This window comes from Streptomyces sp. Y309 (genome assembly GCF_056712025.1).
Window position 1 is genome coordinate 284,947 of the sequence record NZ_JBWYAE010000004.1, and the last position, 12,918, is coordinate 297,864.

General features: G+C 63.9%; 9 protein-coding genes and 2 pseudogenes. 5 read left to right on the forward strand and 6 right to left on the reverse strand.

Annotation, left to right across the window (positions count from 1 at the left end):
* Window positions 1–301: 301 nt before the first annotated feature.
* The 3 genes from AC0KTA_RS41530 to AC0KTA_RS41540 form a co-directional block, all read right to left on the reverse strand.
* A complete protein-coding gene (locus AC0KTA_RS41530; protein ID WP_481057120.1) occupies window positions 302–931 on the reverse strand; it encodes a transposase in 630 nt (209 codons plus the stop codon).
* Window positions 932–1,165: 234 nt separating this feature from the next.
* Window positions 1,166–1,522 carry a hypothetical protein gene (locus tag AC0KTA_RS41535; RefSeq protein WP_481057121.1) on the reverse strand — a complete coding sequence of 119 codons (357 nt, stop codon included), beginning with the start codon at window positions 1,520–1,522 and terminating at the stop codon, window positions 1,166–1,168.
* A 69-nt stretch (window positions 1,523–1,591) separates the two neighbouring features.
* Complete coding sequence (locus AC0KTA_RS41540) at window positions 1,592–1,864, reverse strand: hypothetical protein (RefSeq protein ID WP_481057122.1); 273 nt, start codon at window positions 1,862–1,864, stop codon at window positions 1,592–1,594.
* A 1,322-nt stretch (window positions 1,865–3,186) separates the two neighbouring features.
* On the opposite strand from AC0KTA_RS41540, the gene AC0KTA_RS41545 reads away from it, so the two are divergent.
* Window positions 3,187–4,167, forward strand: coding sequence for an urease accessory protein UreD (locus AC0KTA_RS41545; protein ID WP_481057123.1), 981 nt, complete (start codon window positions 3,187–3,189; stop codon window positions 4,165–4,167).
* Between the two features lie 311 nt (window positions 4,168–4,478).
* Here the strand turns inward: AC0KTA_RS41545 and AC0KTA_RS41550 are convergent, their stop codons facing one another.
* The gene (locus AC0KTA_RS41550; RefSeq protein ID WP_481057124.1) at window positions 4,479–4,859 is read right to left on the reverse strand and encodes a cytidine/deoxycytidylate deaminase family protein; all 381 of its coding nucleotides are present in this window, start codon (window positions 4,857–4,859) and stop codon (window positions 4,479–4,481) included.
* A gap of 1,266 nt (window positions 4,860–6,125) precedes the next feature.
* On the opposite strand from AC0KTA_RS41550, the gene AC0KTA_RS41555 reads away from it, so the two are divergent.
* Complete coding sequence (locus tag AC0KTA_RS41555; protein WP_481057222.1) at window positions 6,126–6,500, forward strand: hypothetical protein; 375 nt, start codon at window positions 6,126–6,128, stop codon at window positions 6,498–6,500.
* An 11-nt stretch (window positions 6,501–6,511) separates the two neighbouring features.
* Here the strand turns inward: AC0KTA_RS41555 and AC0KTA_RS41560 are convergent.
* Window positions 6,512–6,910, reverse strand: a pseudogene (locus tag AC0KTA_RS41560) (hypothetical protein); the annotation flags it as partial.
* A gap of 2,045 nt (window positions 6,911–8,955) precedes the next feature.
* On the opposite strand from AC0KTA_RS41560, the gene ureA reads away from it, so the two are divergent.
* Window positions 8,956–9,261 carry an urease subunit gamma gene (gene ureA / locus AC0KTA_RS41565; RefSeq protein WP_481057125.1) on the forward strand — a complete coding sequence of 102 codons (306 nt, stop codon included), beginning with the start codon at window positions 8,956–8,958 and terminating at the stop codon, window positions 9,259–9,261.
* 490 nt (window positions 9,262–9,751) lie between these two features.
* Window positions 9,752–10,435: an IS701 family transposase gene (locus AC0KTA_RS41570; RefSeq protein WP_481057126.1), complete on the forward strand. Its 684-nt coding sequence runs from the start codon at window positions 9,752–9,754 to the stop codon at window positions 10,433–10,435.
* A gap of 219 nt (window positions 10,436–10,654) precedes the next feature.
* Here AC0KTA_RS41570 and AC0KTA_RS41575 read toward each other — a convergent pair whose 3' ends face one another.
* Window positions 10,655–11,074 (reverse strand): hypothetical protein, encoded by a 420-nt coding sequence (locus AC0KTA_RS41575; protein WP_481057127.1) that lies wholly within the window; start codon window positions 11,072–11,074, stop codon window positions 10,655–10,657.
* Between the two features lie 1,596 nt (window positions 11,075–12,670).
* On the opposite strand from AC0KTA_RS41575, the pseudogene AC0KTA_RS41580 reads away from it, so the two are divergent.
* Window positions 12,671–12,899, forward strand: a pseudogene (locus AC0KTA_RS41580) (ISKra4 family transposase); the annotation flags it as partial.
* Between the last annotated feature and the right edge of the window lie 19 nt (window positions 12,900–12,918).

Sequence of the window (12,918 nt, forward strand, 5' to 3'; positions counted from 1 at the left end):
ACCGTCGCACGGTGCCGGTGCCCGCAAGGAACCGCCACAGTGAGACGTGCCGGACGGTGCTGACCACATCGGGCCAGGCCACCTAAGTGAAGTGCCGGGAGTGCGGTGCGAGCTGGAGGTCGGGATCGACCATCCCGCCTCGGCAACGTACTGCTCTCCCTGCTGCCGCAAACGGGCCTGGCATCGGTGGCGCAAGCAATCCGGTGAGGTGTGAGGCCGGCGTCCCGCCTGCCGCAGGCCCGCTTTGCGGCACGGAAAGGACGTCTCGTATTCCGGGCCGTGGATCCTGGCGACGCCGAGGTCAACGGCTGACGGCTCGACAGGACTTCAGCCGAGGGAGTCCGTGCTGGTCCAGGAAGTCCTGGAATGCGTTCGGCGGCCGGGACAGGCGTGCTTCGCCGGTCGATGGCAGACCGCTGAGGCGGTCGATGTTCACAGCGATGGCAGCGAACACGTGCTGCAAGTGGGCCTTCGGCTGGCCTCGGTAGCGGCAGCGGCGCATGCCGTGTCCATGGGGCGAACTCATTGACGGTGCCCCCACTCCGGAGCGAACCGCATACCGGGCCTGCCAGTCGGGCGTTTGCTGCTCGGTGCGGATGCGGACTTGCAGGTCGCGGAGTTCCCGCCGGGGGAAAGCCGACGTTCCGGCGCTTTCGCTCGAGCTGGTGCGCCGGGTGCCGACCAGGTAGGGCTGACACTGCCCCTTCGTGAATCGCGCCCCGATCAGCGGCACCGCGGTGGTCGAGGAGATCGGGTAGGGGCCATGCCATCCCTTGCCGACCTGGCCCAGAGGGCAGGTCACCTGTCGGCGGTCGAAGCCGATGAGGAAGTCGTGCCGGTCGAATCCCTCGTTATGGCGATGCTGCCGGGTGGGGTTGCCCGGCAGCGGCCCGGTGAGCGTGACCTGGTGCTCCCGGGCTCCCTGCTCCACGTGGACCAGGGAGGTGTAGCCGCCGCCGACGAAGTGCTCGGCGGGCAGCAGCTCGCGGCGCCGCAGCCGCGTGTGGATGCCGGGCAGGCCTGGGCATCATAGGTGGTGGCCACATCCGTGATCACGTTGGCTCCACCGGCAGTGCAGGTCTCGGTGAGGTGCGTGACAAACCCCCTCCAGCGGGGTAACCGACGAGGACGGCGGGCTGCCGTTTCTCGTGTCGGTGGAGGTGCTTCAGCAGCCGGACGGCGTTGTCGCTGATGGTGGTGTTGATCCTGGTCTTGGGCTGGTTGGGTTCTTGCTCGGGTGGACCGGATGGCCGTAGCGGTGTCCCCGCTTCTCGTCGACCAGGCCGGCCAGCAGGTGGGGGGCGGTGCCGGTGAGCTCTTCCGGCGTGGTCCGCGCCGCCTCGGTGATCAGCTCCAGCTGGGGCAGGTCGCGCACCGCGCGGCCAGGACATGGGTGGAATCGGTGCGCTGTGTGGTGCGTTCGCGCACCGGCCCGGCATCCCTTGAGCCGGGCCAGTGTGAGATCCAGGAGCCGGTCGGCGCGGTCGTCCTGGGTGAGGCGCTCGCGGAAGTCGGCCAGCACGCTGAATGGAAAGTTCCCCCGGGTCGCGGGCATGCTGATGCGTTCGTTGGCCGGAGCTTGAGGTGGCGGTCAGTTTGCGGGGGTGAGGGTGGCATTGTGGCCAAGCGCGTTGAGTTGGCGGACAAGGTCGCGGGTGCGGCGTTTCGGGTCGATCAGGCGTTGGTGGTAGTCGGAGCCGAGGTCATGGTAGGTGGTGTCGGGATCGTTGATCAGGTGCCAGGCGGTGATCAGGGTTGAGCGGGCGATGGTGACCGGGGCCTTCTTGCGCTCGCGGCGTTTGACGATGCGTCTGGCGTGCGCCGAGGTAGGTGTCGGTTCGGGCGGCGGCGCTGGCCGCTTCACCGAGGGCGCGCTCTTGAGCCGGGGGTTGCCTCGGCCGGTCGGGCTGGAGCCGGATCTGGTGCCGGACTGCGTGGTCTTCGGGGTGAGCTTGGCCTAGCTGGCCAGGTGATCTGCGGTGGGAACACGGCCATATCCGGGCCGAGTTCGGCCAGCAGGATGTGGCGATGAGCGAGGGCCGGGGCGTGTGTGTTCCTCCGGTTCCGGCAGGTCTTGAACGGCGGCGGTGGTCTGCTCGTCCCGCGCGATCTGCCCGGTGAGGTGGTCGACCTGTTGAGCAGTGTCTGGCAGAGGAAGCTGTGGTGGGTCCTCGAACTGCCCGGTCAGAGCGTCGGCCAGAGCGGTCTTCTGAGGTACGGCCTCCCATACGCGCCGCTGGCCTCCGTCAGCGAAATCCTCGTCGTCCAGAGTCCGTCAAGACGGTCACGTACCCATATCGCCGTCGTGCCGTCCGGGTTGCTCGCCCGTGCGACCTGCGCGGTCATTGACGGGACCTGTTCACCGGAACGGGGACGGAGAGACAACGAGCACCCTACAGCGGCATCGGTCTTCGAAACAGCCGAGCATGCCTGCTGATCCCGCTGCCGCACCGGAAAACTTCAAGATCCCCGACAGAGTCAAGCTCAGGCGCTTGAGGGGCATGGCTCGGGTACTCTTCCGCCGGGCCCGGCAGACGGGCCGTCACCTGAAGCCGACCGGGGCGCCGGCCCAATTGGCGGTCACCAGCAACCTGTTTGCCCTAACGACCACTTTCACCGCCTCCACGTGCGGGTCGCGCGGAACAACTCAATGCTTCCTGCCGCCCTACCACTCAGGATGCGGCCGCCACCGCAGAACTCACTGCCAGTTGCGGACATCAGCCGAGTGTGTACACAGCGCCAACTCCTCCGGCGAGCCGACACGAGCAAACGGGTGCCCGCTGCTCGACACTTGGGCCCCTGTTCTCTCTTTGAGCTCTTTTTTGCACCAGAGGTGAAGCCCATGAACAATGACGTACGCCAGGTTGGAGCCAGCAGCTCTGTCAGGGCCGACAAAGTGCCCTGGTCGAAGCCCTAACCTCTGGGTTGATTGCGTACAGACACTCGCCTGTAAATATCACCGACGACTTCTGCACCCAGGAGGACGCTCATCACATGTGTCGTTCTCCGGTCGATGTCGTGGTCTGGGGTGTGTCGTCTGCGTGCTGGCTGGCACCTTCCCGCACACCGGGTCCGCGACAACAACAATGTGCACATGAGCCACCATGCCATGCTAAGCAACTTCCTTACCAGGCAAGCCCTCAAACGATTCGCCAGTTTCCTGGAGCCCTACCGGAAGGTGTCGGTGTGAAAACCGAGGTTACATGGAGCGCGGCACACGCCTCCGCTCCGGACCGACTAGACCCCGCACACTATGAGCCGCTGCAGATCCCAGCCGAAGTATTGCGTTATGCAGCCATCCCCGAGCACTCCAGCGTAGGAGGGCCCAGCGAAGTTGGCATCCTGGAACTCGGCTTTGAGAAGGTCGGCAACCGCACCGAACTCACTCGGCATTTCCAGAAGTCGCCGCTGCAACTCATGCCACTACTCTACTTCGATGCGCACCGCCCAGACCTACCCCTGGCCTGCTTGCTGTCAACCGATCGCGGCATCACCCAGGCTGATCGACTGCGCGTAGACCTCGACTTCGGCCCGAATACCGCCGCACATTTCACCACGCAGGCAGCCACCAAGATCTACCCCATGGAGTTCGACTACGCGACGCAACAGGTATTTGTCAACGCGAAGGAGCACTCCTATGTAGAGTACTTGCCCGAGCCTACGATCCTCTACGTAGGATCTCGCTTTTACCAGCGCACGGTGGTCACCGCACACCCTACTGCGACTGTTCTAGCGGGTGGGATTGTCGCAGTCAGAAGCCCCGCAAACCGTAAACGATACGTGTACGAGGTCTTCGCCTCAGACTTCGAACTGCACCGCCCTGACGGCGAGGTGGTGGCTATAGATTCCGTATGCTTTGAGCCGTATAGATCTAAAGTCATCGATCCAGTAGCGCTTGGCGGACACGCTGTTGCGTCCAGTCTCTTCGTTATCTCGCCCTTTGTTCCAGCCGATGACCTCGTCGACGCGCTGCATGACACACTCGCCCGTGCTGGCGTGTCGTATGGCGTCAGTGTCCTACCGCAGGACTGCGGAGCTTGGGCATGTATTGTCGGCAATCACACCGAAGTTGTGAGCCACGCTCTCACCGCTACCTGGGATGCAATGCGCCGCTGCCTCATCGACGTCCCTGCCCCGGTCATGCATAAAGCTGCCCAAACATTCTAATCGGGCATGGCTGTCTGCAGTGCTTCTGGCGCTTCCTGCGTGCGGTCGAATGTTCGCCGTGCTGGTGGCGAATGAGGGGCCGGTCGTGCGTGAGGTCGGTTCGGCATGCCCTCCGGGTGCCGACCACAGCCGAACCGCCGTGGCGCAGACAGCGAACGCCGTTACCACGTCCTGAGAAAGGTGCTGGTTTGTCGCTCACGGGACACACCCTCTCCAGCGCTGTGCGGCCCAGCGTCCCGGCGAGGACCAGCCGCTTGGCCGAGCTGCTCTCTCCCTGTTCCGGCCCTGCTGGCCGGAGGGTGAAGAAGATGCTACGTCGCCCTAGTTGACTGGTCGGGGTGCAGTGTAATGCGCATAGTGTCCCACCCAGTGGCGGTGGTGTAGTACGCACGGGTCACTCCGAACGCCGCGAGAGCACGCTGACACCTCGTGCATGGGCGAGCCATCAGCGGTCTGCCGTGGTTGTCGACTCGTGCGACGTACACGACTGCGCCCTGGGGTCTGCGTGTGCGACGTAGAAGCACTTCTTCGGCGTGAAACGAGGCGTGGCGGAAATCAATGCATGGGTGATTTCGGTATTGGTTACAGGCCCGGCCTAGGATTCTCCCACCTCTTACTAAGACAGCGCCAACACGGCATCGACACTGAGAGTTGGCTGCTTGCTTTACGGCGAGTGCAAGGTAACGGGTCATTTTGGGACGGAAGTGTATCGAAGAGCTGCTCACGGCGAGCTGCTTGGTACTGGCCACAACGACGCTATCCGGATTCTTCTAGCCGCTGCTTGAACGGGCGAGTTCGGCGTTGGAAGCTTTGAATCGGTAGCCAGGCCGTTGTGTGGCCCTTACGTTGCCATGCGACTCAAGCAATGGTGACAGCACTATAACGGCGCAGTACGCCAGCTACGAACACAGCGAAGCTTCTATGGAGGTCGATGTTGCAGTACACGGTCCCGATCCCGGCCTTGATGCGAGCGGTGGAGGTGTGCCAGTGGACGTGCCGATCTGGATGACCGCTACAGACCTTTGAGTTCGTGATGTCACGTGGCCTGACCGCGGAATAGCGGGAGTTTCTGAGCGCGTCTGTCTGGCAGCTGTCGAGCGGCTTGCCCAGGGGGCGAGGACAGTGGACTGATCGCGAGGGGGCTGCGGATCAGTGTGCGGTCGGCGCAGCGGTAGCGCCGAGCATGGTAGAAGGGACCGCACAAGCGTCTTGCGCTCATCGGTCTGGCCTCGCTGCCGTATCTTAGCGAGGCCCAGTTTGCCGTGCTGGCGTGGGAGTTGGCGAGGGCTCCAGTGGCACACACACGGCCGACGACGTCAACGGTGGACACCGGCGGCGATCGACGCCGTTCCCCCCGGTTGGCACGAGGTATATGGCGCAGTAGGGAACCCATCCCTCCATTTCCCGGACCGCCCATCCCGTTCGCTCAGGAATCCTCCGGCCGCATGCGGCGCATGCAGCCGACTGCAGATTGGGGACTGCGAGGCCATAACGGGTCCACATCGTCACGGCACGGGAACTGCGATGACGGGCATCCCCGCCAGTAGAGACATGCACCTGAGATATTGTGCAGGTGCCAGGGCATAAGTAAAGGATGTTCCAACTTGGATGTTAGATGACGGTCAATGACCTCAGTGCAGTGTGGTATGGTCAGACGTTTTGCCCTGCGTGTGTGAGTCCGCAGAATAACCCTGGACATCCCTCAAGGTGATCGTCTCGACAGTGAAGGCGAAGCACATTCTTTCGAATATGACATCGACGATCAGTTACGAATCCGGCCCGCACGAAGAATCCATCTTTAAGCCGGCCGGACGAAGCTGCGCGGCGCGTGGCTCGTTGTAAGGGGCATGGAGACGAGGACATGCGAGAGGGACGGGGCTCACCGGTTGCCGGAAGGTGAGCACTCGTGGGATTCCGAGCGCTGCGACACGTTGGTTGCGGCGGGGCTGGACCGGTGCATGCCGTGCCAGAACCGGCTCATCGGTGAGGTGGGCGAGACACTTACCGACGACTTCGGGAAGTTGTTCACCGCATGGGTAATCACGACCCTCAACCGGCACGTCCTGCTGGGTGCGACGTTGCCGGACACCGCCGTGGAGATGTTCGGTCCTGTCAGCCGGGCCGTCCTCAGCTCGCCCTCACGCAAGGCCCTGCGCGGCGTCAAGCTGCCGAAGCCGCCCGTCCCGGCGGCCGTGGTCGGGCTCTCCTTCGACACCAAGACGGCGATGTCCGCGCTCACCGCGATGAAGCCGGGCGAACGCGAGGCGGTCCTCAGCGACGCGATGGACGCCATTATCGCGTCCATCGCGATGCCGTCCCCGCCGACTCCGTGACAGGTGGCCCTGACACGGTCGATGTTGCCGTGCACCGGGTCACGTTCGTCCTCGAAGGAGGGGCGCTCGCGCAGTGACGGCACGATCCGTCCCGTGGCTGCGACGAGTCTCTGGTCGGCGTTGACCGGACTGCCGGACGACACTCCGAAGCATTGGGTGAGTCGGACTGGGGCTGACCGATAGATCTCAGGCAGCAAAGTGCAGGAGAGCTGCGTGAGGTCGTTGGCTGAGGTGGAACGGAATCTCAGGTCGATCCGTCTGCCGAGGTGAGGCAAGGTCGTGCCGTCGGACGGCATGGTGCCCTGGTTCGTTCGATCCTGAGGGGCAGCCGGTCGAGCCGGTTCGGCGGTTCCTGCGGGACTTCGCCGCCCGGAACCGGCCCGGCTCTGTACGCAGTTACGCGTACGCATTGCTGCGATGGTGGCGGTGGCTGCACGTTGTTCAGGTCGAATGGGACAGGGCCATCTCGGCGGAAGTCCGGGACCTGGTGCTCTGGCTGGAGCTTACGAATTCTGGATCGGGACCGGGCACGGCCCGCTGGTCAATCCGGTGCCGCTCGATCGCAGGGGCAGCCGCCCGCACGGTCACCACAATCCACTGGACCCATTCCGGTCCGAGGGCCGGATCCGGATCCGCTACAACCCGAGATTCCCAAGGCCAGACCGCGAGATCCCCGACGGGCGGTGAAACGACCCCTTCTGCGCACTGCCAACGGAATGCCTCTGGTTGTGGGCGCCTCGGGCACTAGCGCAAATGACAGCAAAGGACTGAAGCGCATGGTGGCGGATCACTGAACGGGGCACGGCCGCACCACGGCCGGCACTTCAATCTCAACATTTGCACGCCGACGAGACGCACTACTAACCCTGCCTGCGCAGAGGGACGTTCGGGCCCACTGTTCTTCGACGATTCTTCGTCGACAATGCCGCCGACTTAATCCACTTCACCAGCCACGTCCTGTCCACACGGTTGACAACATCGCCTGCAATCCCTGATCACTGCGTTAGCCCATGATAAGAGCGATGAATGGAGATGCTGTCTTCCGAAGATTCAGTCATACATATTGGATCAGTATCTATCGATGCTGCGCATCGAAGACCGGTTATCGACGTCCCACGCCATCCACTTGAACACTGCCGCGACAATCAGGAGTGTGCCGACAATGAGCCATGCGATCATGAGTGCGATTCCTACCAATTTCTCTGACGTCAATTCAGGTCCATTCTTACATCGTGGAGGCGAAAGGGTAGTGTGATTCGGGGCTATCGTTGCTGCTCGACCAGCCTTCGTATCCGCGCAACGCCTGTCGGCCGCAGGGGCATGTCAGAACCATGGACCCAGGACCTTCTCCTGCCCAGAGTTGGATAGCCGCGCTAGAGGAAATGGCAGGGGCCTACCGCGGGCGGGCGGTGTAAGACGCTTCTAGCTGCTGCGTCATCCCTTCTTCCTGCTCGACGTTCGGATCACCAGGAACACAGCGGCGGCTGCCACGACGATCGCAATAGCTTCCCAGATCTTCATATAAACTCATTTGCGCCGTGAGCTAGCAGACTGTCGCTCGCCACTGGGATCATTTCTGTCGTGAGTCATAAGCTTCCCTTCGTTGCAGTCTTCATTGCGGGCCAGCATATGTGAATGCGCGCGATTATGTGAGTGTGCGCGGTGTCGGCCCCGGAGGAAGCGCTACACGTAGTGCGTTCGGCTGATGCCCGTCATGCGGGCGTAGCGCGGCTCCTGCGCCCTCATGACCTTCTTGAGGGCGCAGCCCGATGGCTGACCTGCGCGACACGATCGAGGCGAGGGCGAGGATCCATCCTTCAACGCCTGCGAAGACGGCCTGGTTACGGGCCACGACGTCGGACAATGACTTGGAGTCGATGACCCTTGGGTGCCGAGCAGCTCCAGGTCGACCTGCAGGGTTTACGCCTTCGCGGCGAAGACGTAAAGGCGACAAGCCGCTCGATCGTGTCATTCACGTAGCGCCACGTCGTGGCCATACCGACGCCGGATCCGGCAGCGAGTCATTCGCAGGTGCCGTGTTTGTGCAGGCAGTTAAGGTGCCACTCCCGGTCAGCGGACCGGGCTTGCACGTCTGATCTCTCCTCGGCGCGATGAGGACCATCGTCACCATTTTGAGAAGTGCCAACTCAACATCCGCTTGACAATATCCTTGAGTGCCGCAAGGCCATATGGTGCGCAGTCCTGCACGCGTCGATGCCGTCCCGGAACGGGCCGCTCAGCCGCAGCAGTGTCCACTTGATCATCTCGACTCTCCCGAAGTTTCGGTAGGGGCAGAGGATGCCCGTGAGCTACTCCGCCGTCAGTTCCTTAACCAGAGACAGTCCGCAGATCTTAATGAGCGGTCGGAGATCCCAGGAGAGCCGCGAGGCCACGCCCGGTTCCCGCGGTGCCCAGAACCTCTCCCCAGACCATCCTTGATCCTAAGGAAGAAGTGATGAAGCTTGTTCCCCGCGAGGCCGAGAGGCTGTGGATCGTCATCCTGGCGGACCTTGCTAACGAGCAGCGCAGTCGTGGTCTCAAGCTCAACTACAGTGAAGCGCGTGCCCTGATCAGCAAGCACATCCTGGAGGCCGCTCGAGACGGCAGGACCGTCGCGGAGTGTGTGAAGATCGGCGAGCAGGTGCTGTCCCCGAACGATGTGCTGCCTGGTGTACGCGACATGCTGCCGCTGCTCCAGTTAGAGGTTGCCTTCGCGGACGGCACCAAACTGGTGTCCTGCCATGACCCGGTGGGCGCCTGAGCGCGTCTGAGCTATATCCACATCGCGGCTGCGGGTCGTTTTCGCATCGGATGTCCATTCACGAACGTTGCTCCGGCGTCCTCAATGCGGCAGAGCCGGATGGTGAGTTGATGACGGAGATCGCAGCGCTGGTCGCATGACAGGTATGTACGCGTGCGGCTTCCTGCCTAGCCTTGGCCGGTTCACCCTTCCTCAACCTTACGGTGCAACTCCTGCTCGGCACAGGCGAGCTCTACCCAGCGACCCGTCACGCCGACTCCTCAGCCTTCCGCTACACCGTGAGCAAGCCCCAGACGCCCGTCCCCGCTCCGCCTCACAAGAGGTGGACATCCACGTACTACAGCCGGAGATCTTGTGAGGTTGCCCGGGAGTCGTCGTTAACCGGGCATGATGCGGGATGTAACGGCTGAGCTGATAGCGGAGTGCCGTGACGAACTGACCGAGCTGACCGGCTCGTTGGAGCGCCTGTTCAACCCGGCCGGAGCCGCGGGTGGTGTTCGCGCACTTCATCGAGGGCTTGCTGGCGGAGCTGCCGAAGAAGAACGGTTGGACGCTGTCGGAGCGGGCCGGGCATGCGACGGCGGACCGGATGCAGTGGTTGTTGAACGGGTCGGTGTGGGACGCCGGCCTGCTGCGGGACGCGGTGCGTAACTACGCCGTGGATCACCTGGGCGATGTGGACGCGTCGCTGGTCATCGACGACACCCAGGCCCAGAAGAAGGGTACGAAGTCGGTCGGGGTGGCCCTCCAGCACTGCGGACTGACTGGGGACGTGTGCAACAACTGCCAGGTCATGGTGATGCTCACCTACGCGGCCGCAGCCGGACATGCATTCATCGATCGGCGCCTGTACCTGCCCGAGGAGTGGGCGTCCGACCGTGAGCGGTGCCGGGCGGTCGGCGTCCCCGACGAGGTCGGTTTCGCGACCACGCCCGAGCTGGCCATCGCCAAGCTGGGGGACGCTTTGGCCGTCGAGGTCGCCTTCTCCTGGGTGCTGGCCGATGCCGGCTATGGACGCAAACCCGCAGCTGCGGGCCTTCTGCCACGATCGGGCCCCGCACAACGTGCTCGGTGTCCCGGTCGATCTCCCGTTGGACGGCCCGCCGGTCAAGCCCTGCCACCCGGCGGTGAAACGCGCGCTGATGGACCTCCTGTACTGCGCCTGTGTCCGTGACCAGTGGGAGCGCCGCTCCGGCGGCTCCGGCGCCAAAGGCGAACCGCTCTACGACTGGAACGCGTTCGCCGTAGAGGCCAGGAAAGAGAGACCGGCCGAGCGCTTCTGCCACTGGCTGGTCCTGCGCAGATCCCTGCACCCCGACCGGCGCGGCAAGGACGGACAACTCCACAGCGATATCGCCTACTTCCTCATCCAGCGCTCGGCGACACCACCGTCTCAGCGATCACCGCCCGGGCCGGCGGCCGCTGGCAGATCGAGGAAGACAACGAAATCAACAAGCAACTCGCCGGCCTCGCGCAGTACCAGGTACGCAAGTGGACACCCTGGCACCGGCACGTCACCGCCTGCATGCTGGCCACCGCCTTCCTCGCCGTCTATCCCGAACCCGAGCCGGAAAAGGATCCTGCCCCGGGAAAGGACCCCGGCCGCGGCCGGGAGCGAGGCCACCAGCTGATTCCCGGACCGCTGCTGCGACCCTCCGTCCACACCATCCGGCACTGCCTGGCCGCCACCCACCTCAACCCCCACCACCCCATCGAGACCATCCTGACCTGCGAGTTCTGGAGCCGTCTCCATCAGACCCGAGCCCAAGTCAGCCACTACGCCGCCGCGGCGACCCCCTCCCACCCAGCCCATGAGCCTGGGCTCACCACCAGCCGATCCCGCCGATCACCAACCCTCAAGATCTCCGGTTGTAGTACACAGGATGAGCTCGGAGTCGATCCGGACGCAGAACACGGTGGAGTCGAGACGGTCACGCGTACGTCGCCGGTCTTGGCGACGCGCTTTGGAACAGGTGCGCCGTGCCGGCCACGCTGTGCCGTCGCCTGGATCAAAGACAGGTGCCCGGGACAACCGATGCTGGGGAGGGTACGCGGCAGCGCGGCTGTGAGCGTCACCCCAGGGCGCCCCTTAGCCGACGCAGTGCGTACGGCACTCACCTCCTCGCCCTCGTCGGTCTGCGTCATCCCGATAACACTGGGCCGCGACAGGGCTCTAGTCGCCGACGCGGCCCGCACGCTGTGCTGGCTCACCGAATCGGCGGGCCATGGATGCATGACGCTGTCCCGGAGGCTGGGTGCTGGTTCACGGCGCGCGCTCATTGGTTGAGCACGGGCGTGGTGGAGCTGCCACCCAAGATCACGTGGTGGGCAGACAATTCGCGGAAACCGAGGCGTCGGCATAATGGCCTGCTGGCACATAGAACCTGCCAGTGAAACTATTCGACGCCGGGTTGGTCTCCGTCTGAACGACGGTGGCGTAACCACCATGCGGTGCAAAGAAGTCACCCCCGATGACCACAGTGCCGGCGGGGCACGTCGCGGTGACTGGTGTTGCTTGCCCGGCCGGGAGTCTCGCGTGGTGCTTTGTCTCAACCCTCACGTGTCGAATCTGCGCATTCTGCCCGGGGTCGCCCTTCGCTCCAGCAGGCCCAGCGGGTCCAGCGTCGCCCTTCGGTCCGGGGTCGCCCTTCGGTCCAGCAGGGCCCGGGATGCCGTTTCCAGCCGGCGGGAAACAGGCGCAGACGCCGCTACCGACCTGGATGCCCCCCGTCGTCCCCGGGGGACAGCAGGTGGCTCGGAAATCCACGGCCTTACGCGCTTGCGTCTTCACGTCGGCGTGCACGTACTTACGCTCGGGATCGGGCTTCGTTGCCGCGGACGCGGCAGGCGCCGTGACACCCGCAGCTAACGACACGCCCGCCGCGAGCGTGAGAAGCTTCTTCAGCATGACTGGCTTCCTTTACATGGGCTGGAAATCCGCAAGAGCAGCACTCCGTGCGAATATCGTGATCACTAAGCTGACAAACAGCACGTCGACACGCAGGGCTGTTTCCCTCAGCACTCAAATAGCCGGATCACACCAACGGGCCTAGTCTCCAAATCGAATGCCGACCAGAGGTTGGTCAACCAGTCTCAAACGGTCCAGGACGACCGGTGGCGCCTCCACATTGCGGTGAACAAGACATGGCCATCCCAAGATCAGTCGCATTCGCGCGATCTGCACCCGCAGATCCGCCGCGATATACGCGGTCTTCTCCCGCGCTCGGTGGCGGCGGGGCGCCGGGAGCGCGATGATGCGGAGAACAGCGAGGAGTTCGCGGGAGCTGGTGGAGGCGAGCTTGAGTGCGGCTCGTCCTGAGTGAGGGCATAGGGGCCGATGCGAGTGGGCGGCAACGGCTGCTGGGGATACACGAGGTGTCAGTGCTGTCTCCGGAGAAGCAGCTACTGACCGATCGCCACCGGAGTGACCGAGGGCGCCTGCCGCCACCTCATCGGTGACCGGCTCGACATCGCCGGCGCCCGCTGGGGACTTGCCGTCGCCGAAGCCGTCCTCAAACAAACTCCGGGCACTGATCAGCAACGGCGATTTCGACACCCACTGGCGCTACCACCTCGCGCGTGAACATCACCGAATCTACGGATCCGTCGAGCACGGGCAGTACACACTCGCAGCTTGATCACCAGCGTTCTCAGGAA